Origin of the sequence: Jeotgalibacillus aurantiacus (genome assembly GCF_020595125.1) — a bacterium.
GTDB lineage: Bacteria > Bacillota > Bacilli > Bacillales > Jeotgalibacillaceae > Jeotgalibacillus > Jeotgalibacillus aurantiacus.
In genome coordinates, this window is sequence record NZ_JACNMS010000008.1 from 20473 (window position 1) to 35429 (window position 14957).

The following is a 14957-nucleotide window of genomic DNA, read 5'->3' on the forward strand; positions in this document are numbered from 1 at the left end:
TACAATGAAATTCGACAGCATTTAGTATATTAAAAAACCCCCAGCATAAGCTGAGGGTTTTTGTGTGCGGTAATAAAAATTAACGCTTTGAGAACTGAGGCGCACGACGGGCACCTTTAAGACCTGGCTTCTTACGCTCTTTCATACGAGCATCACGAGTCAGAAGACCTGCGCGCTTAAGTGAGCCGCGGAATTCTGGATCTACTGTAAGAAGTGCGCGGGAGATTCCGTGACGGATTGCTCCAGCTTGTCCAGTGTATCCACCACCATTAACGTTTACGTGAACATCGTAGTTGCCTAGAGTTTCAGTAATGTTAAGTGGTTGCTTGATTACTTCGCGTAGTGTAGCGAATGGAATGTAGTTTTCAACGTCGCGACCGTTAACAACGATCTGTCCGTTACCTGGTACTAGACGTACACGTGCAACAGAGCTCTTACGACGGCCTGTTCCGATATATTGAACTTGTGCCAAGATAATTCCCTCCTCTTAAAATGAATTAACCGCGTAGTTCATACGCTTCTGGTTTTTGTGCCTGATGTGGATGCTCAGTGCCGGCATATACGTGAAGCTTCTTGATCATTTGACGTCCAAGAGAATTCTTTGGAAGCATACCTTTGATCGCAAGCTCCAGCATTTGACGTGGGTACTTCGTACGCATTTCTAATGCAGTACGCTGTTTAAGACCACCTGGGTGCATGCTGTGACGGTAGTAGATCTTGTCAGAAAGCTTCTTACCAGTAAGGTGGATTTTGTCAGCGTTGATGATGATCACATAGTCACCAGTATCAACGTTAGGTGTGAATGTTGGTTTGTTTTTACCGCGTAGAATTGCAGCAACTTCACTTGCAAGACGTCCAAGAGTCTGACCCTCAGCGTCTACAACGAGCCACTTGCGTTCTACTTCGTGGCCTTTAGCCATAAATGTTGTACGCATGAGTTTACCTCCTAAAAAAGATTATATCGTTATGAATCGCTTCATTATTTAGACGTATTTATAACACTTCACTCATCACAAGGTCCGGGTTCTTGCTTGAGGGTGAAATACATACCATAGGCTATCTTATAATGTTTGACTGGCAATGTCAAGGGGATGTTACACCAGGTTCAGTTGTTTTAGTAACTTTTTTTAAAATAAGTCGTTTTTCACACTTGCGACTTACTTTTTGTACTCGACTTCCCATAGATAAAGACCGTGTGCAGGAGCGGTTTTGCCGGCTACTGAGCGGTCTTTTGCTTCAAGCATCCGCTTCACATCAGACGGCTCGTATTTCCCCGATCCGACCTCTAACAGCGTGCCGACGATAATTCTCACCATGTTATAGAGAAAGCCGTTCCCTTTTACACGGAAGATGAGCTCTGCATCGTGTTCTGTCATCTCGATCAGGTGAATCGTTCTGACTTTATCAACGACTTCTGTTTTGGCTGAAGAGAAGCTTGTGAAGTCGTGCTCTCCAAGGAGGCAGGCTGCCGCCTCACGCATGCTCGTGACATCGAGTGGAAACGGATAATGAACGGCATGATGACGCCTGAATGGCATCGCTACAGACCCTCTGTCGATGATAAACCGGTATTCCTTGGCTTCCACACTAAAACGCGCGTGAAAGTCCTCTGACACCGCCTCAGCACTTAAGACGGCGATGTCATTTTGCAGCTTCTGATTTAAAATGATGGGCCATTTTTCAGGCGGAATGGACGTGTCAGTATCAAAATGAAACACCTGCCCCATCGCATGGACACCGGCATCGGTCCGGCCGCTTGCTGAGATACGGAGAAAACGGCCTTTATGCACTTCCTGCAGGGCCGCTTCGATATCCCCCTGGACCGTGCGCTGGCCCGGCTGGACCTGATAACCGAAAAAGGCCGCTCCGTCATAGGCCACTGTACATTTAATTCTTGTCACCTTCATCACTCCTTACACCATAAAGCGCAGAGCAATGAGAGCAGCTGCAAGCAGGATGAGTGAAGCGAGTGCGATCGTGTCACGGCTGTGCCAGAACAGCAAACGATATTTTGTCCGCCCTTTACCGCCACGGTAGCCGCGTACCTCCATCGCCGTTGCGAGGTCCTCAGCCCGTTTAAAGGCATTGACAAACAGCGGGATCATCAGTGGCACAATGGCTTTCAGACGGTCTTTCAACGGTCCGCTCGACATATCCGAGCCTCTGGCCATCTGCGCCTTCATGATTTTGTCCGTCTCATCCATCAGCGTTGGAATAAAACGCAGGGCAATCGACATCATCAGTGCGAGCTCATGGGCCGGGAACTTAATTTTTTTCAATGGATTTAACAGCCGCTCCATCCCGTCTGTAATCGAAATCGGCGTTGTCGTCAGCGTCAGCAATGACGTCATAAAGACAAGCAGTGTAAACCGGATTGAGATAAAGAACGCCTGACGGATGCCCTCTTCATAAATCCGGATAAAGCCAAGCTCAAAAACAAGATTTCCTTCCCTTGCGAAAAACAGCTGCAGCAGGAACGTAAATCCGATCAGGATCATCACAGGTTTCAGCCCGCTGATTAAAAAGCGCAGCGTCAGTCCTGACAGACGGATACTTGCATACGTAAAGACCGCTGCAACGAGGTAGCCCCACGTGTTATCCGCAATGAAGATAATCGCGATAAAAGCAAAAATAAAGATCAACTTGGCACGCGGGTCCATTTTATGAGCGAATGAGTCTGCGGGAATGTAGCGTCCAAAAATCATTTTCTCCATCATGAGCGGTCACCTCCCTGCTTAAGCAGATCAGCCAGCTCATCCATCGTCAGGCACAGCTTCGGAAATGTCCGGCCGCTTTTCTCTTCCAGTTTGCGCTGGAATTTCACGACTTCCGGTACACCGAGTCCCCACGCTGACAGCTTTTCCTGATCAGCAAACAGCTCTCGTGGCGGCGCTTCATGCACTTTTTTCCCTCTATGCATGACAACGACTTTATCTGCGTAATGGGCAGCGTCCTCCATGCTGTGTGTGACAAGAATCAACGTCAGTCCCCGCTCTTTATGAAGACGGTAGAACATCTCCATCATTTCCTTCCGGCCGCGCGGATCCAGTCCCGCTGTCGGCTCATCCAGAACCAGCACCTCAGGCTCCATGGCCAGTACGCCAGCGATCGCAACACGGCGCATTTGTCCACCTGACAGGTCAAACGGTGACTTGGACAGGATTTCTTCAGATAGACCGACTTCTTTAATCCAGTAGCGCGCACGCTTTTGTGCTTCTTCTTCTGACACGCCAAAGTTCATTGGACCGTAGCAAATATCCTTCATCACAGTCTCTTCAAACAGCTGCTGCTCAGGAAACTGAAAGACGATCCCGACCTTTTGACGGATCGGCTTCAATTCCTTTTCCTTACGCCCAGCCTTTACAGTTCGGTCTCCAATCTGAACAGAGCCGCCTGTAGGCTTTAATAAAGCGTTCAGGTGCAACAGCAGCGTGGACTTCCCTGACCCTGTATGGCCAATAATCGCAACACAGCTGCCAGAGGGAATATCAAAACTCACTTCCTCCAGCGCTCTTTTCTCAAATGGGGTATTGGCCGCATAGCGGTATTCTACTTGTTCAAGACGGATTTCCATAGTTCATTCACCAACTCTTCTTCAGTCAGGGTTAATCCGCCAACAGGCAGCCCCTTTTCCTTTAGTACGTGCTGCATTTTCAGCGGAAATGGCAGATCCAGTCCGAGGTCCACCAGCTCCTGACCCATCGCAAAAATCTCTTCAGGCGTCCCTTCGCGGTAGACCTGACCTTTGTTCATGACTATGATCCGGTCAGCTTTTGCTGCTTCTTCTAAGTCATGTGTGATGGATAGTACGGTCATTTCCTGCTCTTTTTTCAGTTCGCGCACAAGCTCAATAACCTCCTGCCGTCCTGCGGGATCCAACATAGAGGTCGCTTCATCTAAAATAATGATATCCGGGCGGAGCGCCAGCACGCTTGCCATAGCAACACGCTGCTTCTGACCGCCTGACAGGTGATGCGGCTCCTGATCCAGAAATTCATCCATGCGGACCTGCTTTAATGCTCTCTGCACGCGCTTGACCATTTCCTCCTGCGGAATCCCGTGATTTTCAAGGCCAAACGCGACATCATCCTGCACGGTTGTCCCGACAAACTGATTGTCAGGATTCTGAAACACCATGCCAATATGCTTGCGCGTGTCCCAGACGGTCTCTTTTTCTAATACAATATCTGAAATGCGGATTGTTCCCTCATCCGGGAAATAAAGGCCGTTCATCAATTTGGCCATCGTTGATTTTCCGGATCCGTTGTGACCGACAATCGCGGTCCAATCCCCTGTTTTAATCGAGATGGATACATCCTTTAATACATCTGTCTCTGTTCCGGGATATTTGAAGGTTACATGCTCAAGCTTAATCATTTCACTCATCCTGTCGGAACTCCTTTCTGTCTGGCTCTGCTCGACCGGCTCAGGACAATTCCTTAAAGCCTGCTCGTCTGATTTATATTAAATAGGTTTTTGTATAAAACTTTATGAAGCTATCTGAACACGAGAGCTTCATACAGCTATATACAAAAAAAGCGCGCACCTCATTCAAGGAAATGCGCTCGCTTATACTCGCTTGTATGGTTTTCCGGGCTCCATTGTGACGATGGAGGAATGAGGTGCGTAGAGCTAGACGGGACAGGCGGACCTGCCCATCGTAGCGCTCTGCTTTTGTCGTGTCGTATGAATCGTGATTTAAAGAAAGAGGGCGAGAGCAGTTAGGCTCTAACTGTTCCGCCCTCCGTGTGTTCATCGAATTATACTAATTCGATGATTACCATTGGTGCGCCGTCTCCGCGACGTGGACCAACTTTCATGATACGAGTGTATCCGCCTTGACGCTCAGCGTAACGTGGCGCTACATCGTTGAATAGTTTTTGAAGAGCATATACAGTTGACTCTTCGCCTTCTTCGTTTGTAACAGTAGCCATGTCACGACGGATGTAAGCAGCTGCCTGACGACGTGCGTGCAGGTCACCACGTTTTCCAAGAGTGATCATTTTTTCTACTGTTGAGCGAAGTTCTTTCGCGCGAGTTTCTGTTGTTTCAATGCGCTCATTAACGATAAGGTCAGTCGTAAGGTCACGAAGAAGTGCTTTACGCTGAGAGCTTGTACGTCCTAACTTTCTGTAAGCCATGAAGGGTTCCCTCCTTTTTAAAATTCTTTCTATCGGTCAATCAGTCTTCTCTGCGAAGACCTAATCCAAGTTCATCTAATTTCGCCTTAACTTCTTCAAGTGATTTACGTCCGAGGTTACGCACTTTCATCATGTCCTCTTCTGACTTGTTAGCCAGCTCCTGAACAGTGTTGATTCCTGCACGCTTCAGGCAGTTGTAAGAACGAACAGACAGGTCAAGCTCTTCGATGGTCATCTCCAAAACTTTCTCTTTCTGATCTTCTTCTTTTTCTACCATGATTTCGGCATTCTGTGCTTCGTTCGTTAATCCTACGAAGATATTAAGGTGTTCAGTCAGAATCTTAGCACCTAGAGCAACAGCTTCTTTCGGGCCAATGCTTCCGTCTGTCCAGACATCAAGTGAAAGCTTATCGAAGTTCGTCATTTGACCAACACGAGTGTTTTCAACCTGATAGTTTACACGAGAAACAGGTGTGTAGATTGAGTCAATTGGAATCACACCAATTGGCAGATCTTCACGTTTGTTCTGATCGGCTGGTGTATAACCGCGTCCGCGTGATGCTGTTAAACGCACACGAAGATGGCCGTTCTTCCCAATCGTTGCGATATAAAGATCAGGGTTAAGGATCTCTACGTCACTGTCATGAGTGATATCGGCAGCAGTTACCTGTCCATCACCTTGAACATCGATTTCAAGTGTTTTTTCTTCATCTGAATAGATCTTCAATGCCAGCTTCTTGATATTCATTATAACTGTTGTAACATCTTCCACGACGCCTTCGATCGTTGAAAACTCGTGCAGTACGCTATCAATCTGGATTGACGTTACTGCTGCACCAGGAAGTGAGGATAATAGGATACGACGCAAGGAGTTACCCAATGTTGTACCATACCCACGCTCAAGTGGCTCTACAACGAATTTTCCGTACTTGGCATCATCGCTGATCTCAACCGTTTCAATTTTTGGCTTTTCAATTTCGATCATTCAAATTTACCCTCCTTCAAAACGTCGAAATCCCGGATGTATTGATGAGTTCATCAATCCGAAATTCCCCATGTTTACGGTTCCCATTGTGCTTTACAACTGGATCTTTCTTTTCTGTAAGAAGGAATTGCCTCTTCCAGTATAGACCAGAATCAGCGGATCTTATACAGAAAAATTAAACACGACGACGTTTTGGCGGGCGGCAGCCATTGTGAGGAACTGGCGTTACGTCTTTGATTGCCGTTACGTCAAGACCTGCAGCCTGAAGTGCACGGATAGCCGCTTCACGACCTGCACCAGGACCTTTTACTGTTACTTCCAAAGTTCTCATTCCGTGTTCCATTGAAGCTTTAGCTGCTGTTTCAGCTGCCATTTGTGCTGCGAATGGAGTTGACTTACGAGATCCTCTGAAACCTAGTGAACCAGCGCTTGACCAAGCCACTGCGTTTCCTTGAGTATCTGTAATCATCACGATTGTATTGTTAAAAGTTGAGCGGATGTGAGCAATACCTGCTTCGATATTCTTTTTCACACGACGCTTACGAGTTTGTTGTTTACGTGCCATTGTAGGAAGAAACCTCCTTTACCTATTATTTTTTCTTGTTCGCTACAGTCTTACGAGGACCTTTACGAGTACGTGCATTGTTCTTCGTGTGCTGTCCGCGAACTGGTAGTCCACGACGGTGACGAAGACCGCGGTATGCTCCGATTTCCATTAGACGCTTAATGTTTAGTGACGTTTCACGACGAAGGTCACCTTCTACTTTAAGACCGTCAACGATTTCACGGATTTTGTTAAGCTCATCTTCAGTCAGATCACGAACGCGAGTGTCTTCAGAAACACCTGCTTCTTTAAGGATTTGAGTTGAAGTTGATTTACCGATACCAAAGATATAAGTTAAAGAAATCACAACGCGCTTATCACGAGGGATATCTACTCCAGCAATACGTGCCATTTACATGAGCACCTCCTTCTTTATTAGCCTTGTTTTTGTTTGTGCTTAGGATTTTCGCAAATCACCATTACTTTGCCTTTTCTGCGGATGACTTTACACTTTTCGCAGATCGGCTTAACAGATGGTCTCACTTTCATCTTATCTAAACCTCCTTAGTGGTTCGGAGTGCAAAAGATTATTTGTAACGGTAAGTGATACGGCCGCGAGTCAGGTCATATGGAGATAACTCCACTGTTACCCGGTCGCCAGGAAGGATCCGGATAAAGTGCATACGGATTTTACCTGAAACGTGCGCAAGCACATTATGACCATTTTCTAATTCTACCTTAAACATTGCGTTAGGCAAAGTCTCAACTACGGTACCTTCAATTTCGATAACATCGTCTTTCGCCATCGAACAAATCTCCCTTCTTTATCAATCTTTCAGGATGCTGTTAACAAATGTCTGGACTGCGAATCGCAGCTTTCCGTTTGTCACACGTCCTGTCTCAGAAATACTATTTAGAACTTCAGGGGATACATAGTCGCATGAAGTCAAATGATGAATGTTTTTCTTTTTCGGCCGGTCAAACTTCCGGTGTTCACCGTCCGCAATTAAAACAAACTTCTCATCTAACCGATGAATGACAACCGCGTATACACCTGTATCACGGCCCTTGTTCACCTGCACAATTTGCCCTATCCCGGGGGGCGAATCGGATTCAAACATTAGGATCACCTACAACTAGGCTTTTGTCAGGACTTCGTAACCCTCTTCAGTGATCGCAATCGTGTGTTCAAAGTGCGCACACATCTTACCATCGGTGGTTACGACTGTCCAGTTATCAGCAAGTGTCTTGACGTAGCGACTTCCTGCATTCACCATCGGTTCAATCGCTAGTACCATGCCGGGTTTCAGTCGGGGCCCTTTGTTCGGCGGACCATAATGAGGAATTTGCGGTGCCTCATGCAAGTCTTGCCCAACGCCATGCCCTACATACTCCCGTACGATTGAAAAACCGTTTTCTTCAACATACGTTTGAACAGCATGAGAGATGTTCGACAGGCGAACACCCGGTTTCGCTTCCTTCAAGCCCCGAAAGAGTGATTCCTCCGTTACTTCAAGCAGCTTCTGTGTCTCCGCTGGAATCGATCCAACCGGATAGGTCCAGGCGGAGTCGCCGTGATATCCCTTATACTTTGCGCCGATATCAATGCTGATGATGTCACCATCTTTCAGCTTGCGGCTTCCAGGGATGCCATGAACGAGTTCTTCATTAACTGAAGCACAGATACTTCCGCTGAAACCGTTGTACCCTTTAAAGGATGGAACTGCGTCATGCTGACGGATAAACCGGTCAGCAATCTCATCAAGTTCCTTCGTTGTGATTCCAGGCGCAATATACTTTTGCAGCTCCTGATGGGTTAACGCAACGATCTTGCCTGCTTCGCGCATGATCTCAATCTCGCGAGGAGTCTTGCAAACGATCATTAGCGAAGGCCCCCGAGCAATTCATCCACGTCGCTGAATACCTTATCGATATTCTGCTGGCCGTCGATGTCTTTCAGCACGCCTTTTGAACCGTAAAAGTCCAGAAGAGGCTGGGTTTGCTTCATATTAACATCTAAACGATTCTTAACAGTTTCCGGCTTGTCATCTTCACGCTGGTACAGTTCCCCACCGTCTTTATCACATTTACCTTCCACTGCAGGAGGGTTGAAGACTGTATGATACGTTGCCCCGCAGGTCTTACAGATCCAACGGCCGGTTAGACGCTTCATCAGCTCTTCTTTTTCCACCTTGATGTTTAGAACATAGTCGAGTTCCTTGCCAAGGTCTTTAAGTAATGCATCAAGCGCATCGGCTTGTGCCACTGTTCTCGGGAATCCATCTAACAGAAACCCTTCTTGGCAATCATCATTGCTTAATCGTTCACGAACAATTCCGATGGTTACTTCATCAGGAACCAGGTCACCCTGATCCATAAACGATTTCGCCTTCAATCCAAGCTCCGTACCGTTTTTAATTGCTGCACGGAACATATCCCCAGTCGAAATATGAGGGATGTTATATTTTTCAATAATACGTTCAGCCTGAGTCCCTTTACCGGCACCAGGTAAACCCATTAAAACAATATTCACAAGTAAGCCCCCTCATTTAAGATGGGCTTCAGGGTGTAGCACCCCAAAACCATGTGATTATCTCATGAATCCTTTATAGTTCCGCTTCACCAGCTGTGCTTCCAGCTGCTTCATTGTCTCAAGTGCTACCCCAACGATGATCAACAGGCTTGTTCCGCCAATTTGCACCGACTGTGGAAGACCAGCAAGATTAATGAAGAAAATCGGCAGGATCGAAATTACAGAAAGGAAAATCGCTCCTACGAAAGTCAAACGGTAAAGAACGCTCGTCAGGTAATCCTGAGTTGCACGTCCAGGACGGATACCTGGGATATAACCACCTTGTTTTTTAAGGTTTTCAGCCATATTCTCCGGATTCACCTGAATGAATGCGTAGAAATACGTGAAAGCAACGATCAGCGCAACGTAAATCGTCATACCGATTGGCTGCGTGTAATCAAATACATCCTGAATCGTTGTTGTAATGTTGTTTTGTCCAAAGAAAGTGACTAGCGTCTGTGGTGTAATAATGAAGGAAATCGCAAAGATTACCGGAATTACACCTGCTGCGTTTACTTTCAATGGAATGTGTGACGACTGTCCGCCAGTTGCCTGAGCGTTGTTGCCACCAACACGTTTTGCATATTGTACCGGAATTTTACGCAGTGCCTGCTGTACGAAGATTACTCCGACCGTAATCGCAATAACCGCAAGTAGTAGCAGTGCCAGAATGACGATGTTCAGGAACAATTGCTCCCCCGCACCTTCAATCTGCTGTGCGTAAAGCTGGTTAACGCCATTAGGAATAGCGGCCACGATACCTGCAAAGATGATAATGGAAATACCATTTCCAACACCTTTAGCTGTGATCTGCTCTCCTAACCACATTAAAAAAGCTGTCCCGGCTGTAAGTACGACTGCAATCAGCATGTACGTTGTCACCGATGTATCCGGAATCAATGTTCCACCATACATACGGTTAAAGCCGTAAGACATTCCGATTGCCTGGATGAATGCCAGTACAATCGTGAAGTAACGTGTAAACTGAGCCAGCTTACGACGTCCAACATCTCCCTGTTTAGACCACTCAGCAAACTTCGGAACAACGTCCATTTGCAAAAGCTGTACAATGATGGAGGCCGTGATATACGGCATGATTCCCATTGCCAGGATCGAGAAGTTGATTAAAGCTCCGCCCCCGAACGTATTCATAAATCCGATCAGGCCGGACATCTGGTCCTGTGCCTGAAGAACTTGTGCATCTACGCCAGGAACCGGAATGAATGTTCCGATCCGAAAGACCACCAACATTAAAAGAGTGAAGATAATTTTGTTTCTTATTTCACCCACGCGCATAAAATTGGAGATTGTCCGAAACATTAAACCACCTCAGTTGTTCCGCCGGCAGCTTCGATTGCTTCTTTAGCAGCAGAAGAGAATTTGTGAGCTTTAACAGTCAGTTTCTTCTCTACAGTACCTTTTGCAAGAACCTTGATTCCTGCACGCTCTTTGCTTACTACACCAGTTTCGATTAGAAGCTCAGGTGTTACTTCTGTTCCTTCGTCGAAACGGTTTAGTGCATCAAGATTAATAACCGCATATTCTTTACGGTGGATGTTTGTGAATCCACGCTTAGGAAGACGGCGTGCTAATGGGTTCTGACCACCCTCAAAGCCTGGGCGTACTCCGCCGCCTGAACGGGCGTTTTGACCTTTATGACCTTTACCAGCAGTCTTACCATTACCAGAACCGATACCGCGACCAACGCGATTGCGCTCTCTGCGGGATCCTTCTGCAGGTTTTAACTCATGAAGTTTCATAGTGGCACCTCCTTGTTGTAAACGTTGAATTAGATTTCTTTAACTGATACCAGGTGAGACACTTTATTGATCATTCCGCGGATTGCAGGGTTATCCTGCTGTTCAACAGTCTGGTTAGTCTTACGAAGACCAAGAGCCTGTACTGTTGCACGCTGATCTTTATTGCGTCCGATCACGCTGCGAGTGAGGGTAATTGCTAGTTTGTTTGCCATCACTTATCCCTCCTTATCCTAACAGTTCTTCCACTGACTTACCGCGAAGCTTAGCTACATCTTCTGCACGCTTAAGCTGGTTAAGGCCGTCAATTGTGGCACGAACCATATTGATTGGTGTGTTAGATCCCAGTGATTTAGAAAGAATGTCGTGGACACCTGCAAGCTCAAGTACCGCACGAACCGGTCCACCGGCGATGATTCCTGTACCAGGAGATGCTGGTTTAATCAGGATTGAGCCAGCTCCGAAACGACCTGTAACAAGGTGAGGAGTTGTTCCTTCTACCATTGGTACTTCAATCAGATTTTTCTTCGCGTCTTCGATTGCTTTACGGATCGCATCAGGTACCTCTTGGGCTTTACCTGTACCGAAACCGACATGGCCATTCTTGTCTCCTACTACTACAAGAGCAGAGAAACGGAAGCGGCGGCCACCTTTAACAACCTTAGCGACACGGTTAATCGTAACTACGCGTTCTTCAAGTTCAAGTTTGTTTGGATCAATGCGACGCATCTGGATTGTCCCTCCTTTTTCTATTAAAATTCAAGTCCGTTTTCACGTGCAGCATCAGCAAGAGCTTTCACGCGGCCGTGGTAAAGATATCCTCCACGATCAAATACGACTGATTTCATTCCTTTTTCAGCTGCGCGTTTTGCGATTGCTTCGCCAACTTTTGTTGCAGCCTCGACGTTTCCGCCGCTTTCAAGACCAAGCTCTTTATCTTTTGTAGATGCGCTGGCAAGTGTTACGCCGTTTACATCATCGATAAGTTGAGCGTAGATATGCTTGTTAGAACGGTATACGTTTAGACGTGGACGCTGTTCAGTACCAGTGATTGTCGTACGAACACGTGCATGACGCTTCTTACGTACCGCATTCTTGTCAACTTTAGTAATCAATCAAGGTCACTCCTTTCATGCGCCTAAGCGGCATTATTTACCTGTTTTACCTTCTTTACGGCGAACACGTTCACCTTCATAACGGATTCCTTTACCTTTGTAAGGCTCTGGAGGACGTACGTCGCGGATGTTAGCAGCTAGTGCACCTACGCGCTCTTTGCTAGCACCTTTAACGATCACTTTTGTGTTTGAAGGAACTTCGATTTCGATTCCTTCTTCCGGTGTAATCTCAACTGGGTGAGAGTATCCTACGTTAAGAACAAGCTTGTTACCTTGTTTCTGTGCACGATATCCAACCCCGATAAGCTCAAGACCACGTTCGAAGCCTTTAGATACACCTTCGATCATGTTGTTAAGGATTGCACGAGTTGTACCGTGAATAGTACGGTGCTCTTTAGAGTCAGAAGGACGGACAACTGTTAATGTGCTGCCTTCCTGCTCGAATTTCATTTCTGAGTTGAAAGTGAATGTAAGTTCACCTTTAGGACCTTTTGCAGTAACTGTTGAACCGTCAAAAGTTAACGTTACGTCTGAAGGTACCTCGATTGGTTTTTTTCCTACGCGAGACATTTTGTTGCACCTCTCTTTCGATTAAAAAGTATTACCAAACGTATGCTAGAACTTCTCCGCCCACTTGCTTAGCACGAGCTTCTTTGTCCGTTACAACGCCAGTTGAAGTTGATACGATTGCGATTCCAAGACCGTTCAGTACGCGTGGAAGCTCATCAGCTTTCGCGTAAACACGTAGACCTGGCTTAGAGATACGCTTAAGGCCAGTGATAACACGCTCGTTATTCGCACCGTACTTAAGGAAGATGCGGATAATGCCCTGTTGGCTGTCCTCGATATATTCAACGTCACGGATGAAACCTTCACGCTTAAGGATTTCTGCGATTTCTTTCTTAATGTTAGAAGCAGGTACCTCTAGCTTCTCGTGACGCACTTGATTCGCATTACGGATGCGAGTCAAAAGATCTGCGATTGGATCTGTCATTGTCATATTAATTTACCTCCTTCCCAAAATCGGGTATTACCAGCTGGCTTTCTTAACGCCAGGAATTTGACCCTTGTATGCTAGTTCACGGAAACAAATACGGCAAAGCTTGAATTTACGCAGTACTGAGTGTGGACGTCCGCAACGTTCGCAACGTGTATACTCTTGTACTTTAAATTTTTGTTTGCGCTGTTGTTTCACAATCATTGATTTTTTAGCCACGTTTACGCCTCCCTTTTGTAGAGATTACTTTTGGAATGGCATACCGAATTGAGTTAGAAGCTCACGAGACTCTTCGTCTGTTTTAGCTGTCGTTACAATTACGATGTCCATACCACGAACTTTATTTACCTTGTCATAATCGATCTCTGGGAAGATAAGCTGCTCTTTAACACCAAGAGTGTAGTTTCCGCGTCCGTCGAAAGACTTTTTAGATACTCCGCGGAAGTCACGTACACGTGGAAGAGATACAGAGACTAGCTTGTCTAAGAATTCATACATACGCTCGCCGCGAAGTGTTACTTTCGCTCCGATTGGCATACCTTCACGAAGACGGAAACCTGCGATTGATTTCTTAGCTTTTGTTACTAGAGGCTTTTGACCAGTGATAGTCGCAAGCTCTTCAACTGCTGTATCTAATGATTTAGTGTTTTGAACTGCGTCACCAACACCCATGTTGATTACGATTTTGTCGATTTTCGGTACCTGCATAACAGAAGTGTAGTTGAACTTCTTCACTAGAGCAGGTGTGATTTCACTGTTGAACTTTTCTTTTAGGCGGTTCATTCTTGAGTACCTCCCCTCTTAACTATTTATCTAAAGATTCACCTGATTTTTTAGCAATACGAACTTTCTTGCCGTCCTCAACTTTGTAACCAACACGAGTTGGTTCGTTTGTTTTCGGATCGATCAGCATCACGTTTGATACGTGAATCGCTGCCTCCATGTTGGAGATTCCACCTTGTGGATTCAATTGTGATGGCTTTGAGTGCTTTTTAACGATGTTCACACCTTCAACCACAACACGGTCTTTTTTCGGAAGAGCTGCAAGTACAGTACCTGTCTTGCCTTTGTCTTTACCTGAAATGACCATTACTTTGTCGCCTTTTTTAACGTGCATCCTGTCGCACCTCCTTGATACGGTGGTTATTGATCAATTAAAGAACTTCTGGTGCTAGAGAAACGATCTTCATGAAGTTGTTGTCACGAAGCTCACGAGCAACCGGTCCAAAGATACGAGTTCCGCGTGGACCTTTGTCGTCACGGATGATGACACATGCGTTTTCGTCGAACTTGATGTACGTTCCATCGTTACGACGAACTCCGCTCTTTGTACGAACAATTACTGCTCTTACAACGTCACCTTTTTTAACAACGCCTCCTGGTGTTGCCTGTTTCACTGTGCAGACGATCACATCACCAATGTTTGCAGTCTTGCGGCCTGAACCACCAAGAACTTTAATGGTTAATACTTCACGTGCGCCAGAGTTGTCAGCTACTTTTAAACGGGATTCTTGTTGAATCATGTAGGTTACCTCCCTTCGGAATTAACATTTCCGAACAATGTATTAGATAATAACCGCTTCTTCTACGACTTCCACTAGACGGAAACGTTTTGTTGCTGAAAGCGGACGAGTTTCCATGATACGAACAATATCGCCAACCTTGGCTTGATTTTGTTCATCGTGAGCTTTGTACTTCTTAGAGTACTTTACTCGTTTGCCATAAAGTGAATGTTTCTTATACGTTTCTACCATTACAGTGACTGTTTTGTCCATTTTGTCAGAAACAACACGGCCGGTATAAACTTTACGCTGGTTGCGTTCACTCATGCTGCAAACCTCCTCTC

Annotated in this window: 27 protein-coding genes; all 27 read right to left on the bottom strand. The window is 46.1% G+C overall.

Annotation, left to right across the window (positions count from 1 at the left end):
- Nucleotides 1-79 precede the first annotated feature (79 nt).
- The 27 genes from rpsI to rpsQ all read right to left on the bottom strand — a co-directional run bounded on the left by rpsI (nucleotide 80) and on the right by rpsQ (nucleotide 14940).
- Nucleotides 80-472, bottom strand: coding sequence for a 30S ribosomal protein S9 (rpsI, locus tag H7968_RS16855; RefSeq protein ID WP_134374721.1), 393 nt, complete (start codon nucleotides 470-472; stop codon nucleotides 80-82).
- A 25-nt stretch (nucleotides 473-497) separates the two neighbouring features.
- The gene (gene rplM, locus H7968_RS16860; protein WP_134374719.1) at nucleotides 498-935 is read right to left on the bottom strand and encodes a 50S ribosomal protein L13; all 438 of its coding nucleotides are present in this window, start codon (nucleotides 933-935) and stop codon (nucleotides 498-500) included.
- 222 nt (nucleotides 936-1157) lie between these two features.
- The gene (gene truA / locus H7968_RS16865; protein ID WP_227397231.1) at nucleotides 1158-1901 is read right to left on the bottom strand and encodes a tRNA pseudouridine(38-40) synthase TruA; all 744 of its coding nucleotides are present in this window, start codon (nucleotides 1899-1901) and stop codon (nucleotides 1158-1160) included.
- Nucleotides 1902-1913: 12 nt separating this feature from the next.
- Nucleotides 1914-2717 (bottom strand): energy-coupling factor transporter transmembrane component T family protein, encoded by an 804-nt coding sequence (locus H7968_RS16870; RefSeq protein ID WP_227397232.1) that lies wholly within the window; start codon nucleotides 2715-2717, stop codon nucleotides 1914-1916.
- Nucleotides 2714-3574 (bottom strand): energy-coupling factor ABC transporter ATP-binding protein, encoded by an 861-nt coding sequence (locus H7968_RS16875; protein WP_134374713.1) that lies wholly within the window; start codon nucleotides 3572-3574, stop codon nucleotides 2714-2716. The genes H7968_RS16870 and H7968_RS16875 overlap by 4 nt, the downstream gene beginning before the upstream one ends.
- Entirely contained in the window at nucleotides 3550-4386 is an 837-nt protein-coding gene (locus H7968_RS16880) for an energy-coupling factor ABC transporter ATP-binding protein (RefSeq protein ID WP_227397233.1), read from the bottom strand. The genes H7968_RS16875 and H7968_RS16880 overlap by 25 nt, the downstream gene beginning before the upstream one ends.
- A 374-nt stretch (nucleotides 4387-4760) precedes the next feature.
- Complete coding sequence (rplQ, locus tag H7968_RS16885) at nucleotides 4761-5141, bottom strand: 50S ribosomal protein L17 (RefSeq protein ID WP_134374709.1); 381 nt, start codon at nucleotides 5139-5141, stop codon at nucleotides 4761-4763.
- A gap of 40 nt (nucleotides 5142-5181) precedes the next feature.
- On the bottom strand, nucleotides 5182-6126 hold the full coding sequence (locus H7968_RS16890; RefSeq protein WP_134374707.1) for a DNA-directed RNA polymerase subunit alpha: 945 nt from the start codon (nucleotides 6124-6126) through the stop codon (nucleotides 5182-5184).
- 175 nt (nucleotides 6127-6301) lie between these two features.
- A complete protein-coding gene (gene rpsK, locus H7968_RS16895) occupies nucleotides 6302-6691 on the bottom strand; it encodes a 30S ribosomal protein S11 (RefSeq protein WP_134374705.1) in 390 nt (129 codons plus the stop codon).
- 25 nt (nucleotides 6692-6716) lie between these two features.
- Entirely contained in the window at nucleotides 6717-7082 is a 366-nt protein-coding gene (rpsM, locus tag H7968_RS16900; RefSeq protein ID WP_227397234.1) for a 30S ribosomal protein S13, read from the bottom strand.
- Between the two features lie 23 nt (nucleotides 7083-7105).
- Nucleotides 7106-7219 carry a 50S ribosomal protein L36 gene (gene rpmJ / locus H7968_RS16905; RefSeq protein WP_003156543.1) on the bottom strand — a complete coding sequence of 38 codons (114 nt, stop codon included), beginning with the start codon at nucleotides 7217-7219 and terminating at the stop codon, nucleotides 7106-7108.
- A gap of 38 nt (nucleotides 7220-7257) precedes the next feature.
- Entirely contained in the window at nucleotides 7258-7476 is a 219-nt protein-coding gene (gene infA, locus H7968_RS16910) for a translation initiation factor IF-1 (protein ID WP_041054740.1), read from the bottom strand.
- Between the two features lie 21 nt (nucleotides 7477-7497).
- A complete protein-coding gene (locus H7968_RS16915) occupies nucleotides 7498-7752 on the bottom strand; it encodes a KOW domain-containing RNA-binding protein (protein ID WP_319799517.1) in 255 nt (84 codons plus the stop codon).
- Nucleotides 7753-7806: 54 nt separating this feature from the next.
- Nucleotides 7807-8553, bottom strand: a complete 747-nt coding sequence (gene map, locus H7968_RS16920) for a type I methionyl aminopeptidase (RefSeq protein ID WP_227397235.1) — start codon at nucleotides 8551-8553, stop codon at nucleotides 7807-7809.
- A complete protein-coding gene (locus tag H7968_RS16925; protein WP_134374699.1) occupies nucleotides 8553-9203 on the bottom strand; it encodes an adenylate kinase in 651 nt (216 codons plus the stop codon). The genes map and H7968_RS16925 overlap by 1 nt, the downstream gene beginning before the upstream one ends.
- Nucleotides 9204-9260: 57 nt before the next feature.
- Complete coding sequence (secY, locus tag H7968_RS16930) at nucleotides 9261-10562, bottom strand: preprotein translocase subunit SecY (RefSeq protein WP_227397236.1); 1302 nt, start codon at nucleotides 10560-10562, stop codon at nucleotides 9261-9263.
- A complete protein-coding gene (gene rplO, locus H7968_RS16935) occupies nucleotides 10562-11002 on the bottom strand; it encodes a 50S ribosomal protein L15 (protein WP_134374695.1) in 441 nt (146 codons plus the stop codon). The genes secY and rplO overlap by 1 nt, the downstream gene beginning before the upstream one ends.
- A 29-nt stretch (nucleotides 11003-11031) precedes the next feature.
- Nucleotides 11032-11214 carry a 50S ribosomal protein L30 gene (gene rpmD, locus H7968_RS16940; RefSeq protein WP_134374693.1) on the bottom strand — a complete coding sequence of 61 codons (183 nt, stop codon included), beginning with the start codon at nucleotides 11212-11214 and terminating at the stop codon, nucleotides 11032-11034.
- Nucleotides 11215-11227: 13 nt separating this feature from the next.
- The gene (gene rpsE, locus H7968_RS16945; protein ID WP_134374691.1) at nucleotides 11228-11728 is read right to left on the bottom strand and encodes a 30S ribosomal protein S5; all 501 of its coding nucleotides are present in this window, start codon (nucleotides 11726-11728) and stop codon (nucleotides 11228-11230) included.
- A gap of 23 nt (nucleotides 11729-11751) precedes the next feature.
- Nucleotides 11752-12114 (bottom strand): 50S ribosomal protein L18, encoded by a 363-nt coding sequence (gene rplR / locus H7968_RS16950; RefSeq protein WP_134374689.1) that lies wholly within the window; start codon nucleotides 12112-12114, stop codon nucleotides 11752-11754.
- A 33-nt stretch (nucleotides 12115-12147) separates the two neighbouring features.
- Nucleotides 12148-12684 (bottom strand): 50S ribosomal protein L6, encoded by a 537-nt coding sequence (gene rplF / locus H7968_RS16955; RefSeq protein WP_134374687.1) that lies wholly within the window; start codon nucleotides 12682-12684, stop codon nucleotides 12148-12150.
- A 31-nt stretch (nucleotides 12685-12715) separates the two neighbouring features.
- Entirely contained in the window at nucleotides 12716-13114 is a 399-nt protein-coding gene (rpsH, locus tag H7968_RS16960; protein WP_134374685.1) for a 30S ribosomal protein S8, read from the bottom strand.
- A 30-nt stretch (nucleotides 13115-13144) separates the two neighbouring features.
- Complete coding sequence (locus H7968_RS16965; protein WP_134374683.1) at nucleotides 13145-13330, bottom strand: type Z 30S ribosomal protein S14; 186 nt, start codon at nucleotides 13328-13330, stop codon at nucleotides 13145-13147.
- Nucleotides 13331-13354: 24 nt separating this feature from the next.
- Entirely contained in the window at nucleotides 13355-13894 is a 540-nt protein-coding gene (gene rplE / locus H7968_RS16970; RefSeq protein ID WP_134374681.1) for a 50S ribosomal protein L5, read from the bottom strand.
- 22 nt (nucleotides 13895-13916) lie between these two features.
- Entirely contained in the window at nucleotides 13917-14228 is a 312-nt protein-coding gene (rplX, locus tag H7968_RS16975; RefSeq protein WP_134374679.1) for a 50S ribosomal protein L24, read from the bottom strand.
- Between the two features lie 37 nt (nucleotides 14229-14265).
- Entirely contained in the window at nucleotides 14266-14634 is a 369-nt protein-coding gene (gene rplN, locus H7968_RS16980) for a 50S ribosomal protein L14 (protein WP_134374677.1), read from the bottom strand.
- Between the two features lie 42 nt (nucleotides 14635-14676).
- Entirely contained in the window at nucleotides 14677-14940 is a 264-nt protein-coding gene (gene rpsQ, locus H7968_RS16985; RefSeq protein ID WP_134374675.1) for a 30S ribosomal protein S17, read from the bottom strand.
- Nucleotides 14941-14957: the final 17 nt, after the last annotated feature.

Excerpts from the sequence above, each read along its gene's own strand:
- rpsH (WP_134374685.1), bottom strand. The coding sequence starts at position 13,114 with ATGACAATGACAGATCCAATCGCAGATCTTTTGACTCGCATCCGTAAT.
- rpsK (WP_134374705.1), bottom strand. The coding sequence starts at position 6,691 with ATGGCACGTAAACAACAAACTCGTAAGCGTCGTGTGAAAAAGAATATC.
- rplQ (WP_134374709.1), bottom strand. The coding sequence starts at position 5,141 with ATGGCTTACAGAAAGTTAGGACGTACAAGCTCTCAGCGTAAAGCACTT.
- map (WP_227397235.1), bottom strand. The coding sequence starts at position 8,553 with ATGATCGTTTGCAAGACTCCTCGCGAGATTGAGATCATGCGCGAAGCA.
- H7968_RS16870 (WP_227397232.1), bottom strand. The coding sequence starts at position 2,717 with ATGATGGAGAAAATGATTTTTGGACGCTACATTCCCGCAGACTCATTC.
- rplF (WP_134374687.1), bottom strand. The coding sequence starts at position 12,684 with ATGTCTCGCGTAGGAAAAAAACCAATCGAGGTACCTTCAGACGTAACG.
- H7968_RS16875 (WP_134374713.1), bottom strand. The coding sequence starts at position 3,574 with ATGGAAATCCGTCTTGAACAAGTAGAATACCGCTATGCGGCCAATACC.
- rplN (WP_134374677.1), bottom strand. The coding sequence starts at position 14,634 with ATGATTCAACAAGAATCCCGTTTAAAAGTAGCTGACAACTCTGGCGCA.
- rplX (WP_134374679.1), bottom strand. The coding sequence starts at position 14,228 with ATGCACGTTAAAAAAGGCGACAAAGTAATGGTCATTTCAGGTAAAGAC.
- rplE (WP_134374681.1), bottom strand. The coding sequence starts at position 13,894 with ATGAACCGCCTAAAAGAAAAGTTCAACAGTGAAATCACACCTGCTCTA.
- rpsQ (WP_134374675.1), bottom strand. The coding sequence starts at position 14,940 with ATGAGTGAACGCAACCAGCGTAAAGTTTATACCGGCCGTGTTGTTTCT.
- secY (WP_227397236.1), bottom strand. The coding sequence starts at position 10,562 with ATGTTTCGGACAATCTCCAATTTTATGCGCGTGGGTGAAATAAGAAAC.
- rpmD (WP_134374693.1), bottom strand. The coding sequence starts at position 11,214 with ATGGCAAACAAACTAGCAATTACCCTCACTCGCAGCGTGATCGGACGC.
- rpsM (WP_227397234.1), bottom strand. The coding sequence starts at position 7,082 with ATGGCACGTATTGCTGGAGTAGATATCCCTCGTGATAAGCGCGTTGTG.
- rplO (WP_134374695.1), bottom strand. The coding sequence starts at position 11,002 with ATGAAACTTCATGAGTTAAAACCTGCAGAAGGATCCCGCAGAGAGCGC.
- infA (WP_041054740.1), bottom strand. The coding sequence starts at position 7,476 with ATGGCGAAAGACGATGTTATCGAAATTGAAGGTACCGTAGTTGAGACT.
- rpmJ (WP_003156543.1), bottom strand. The coding sequence starts at position 7,219 with ATGAAAGTGAGACCATCTGTTAAGCCGATCTGCGAAAAGTGTAAAGTC.
- H7968_RS16880 (WP_227397233.1), bottom strand. The coding sequence starts at position 4,386 with ATGAGTGAAATGATTAAGCTTGAGCATGTAACCTTCAAATATCCCGGA.
- rpsE (WP_134374691.1), bottom strand. The coding sequence starts at position 11,728 with ATGCGTCGCATTGATCCAAACAAACTTGAACTTGAAGAACGCGTAGTT.
- rplM (WP_134374719.1), bottom strand. The coding sequence starts at position 935 with ATGCGTACAACATTTATGGCTAAAGGCCACGAAGTAGAACGCAAGTGG.
- H7968_RS16890 (WP_134374707.1), bottom strand. The coding sequence starts at position 6,126 with ATGATCGAAATTGAAAAGCCAAAAATTGAAACGGTTGAGATCAGCGAT.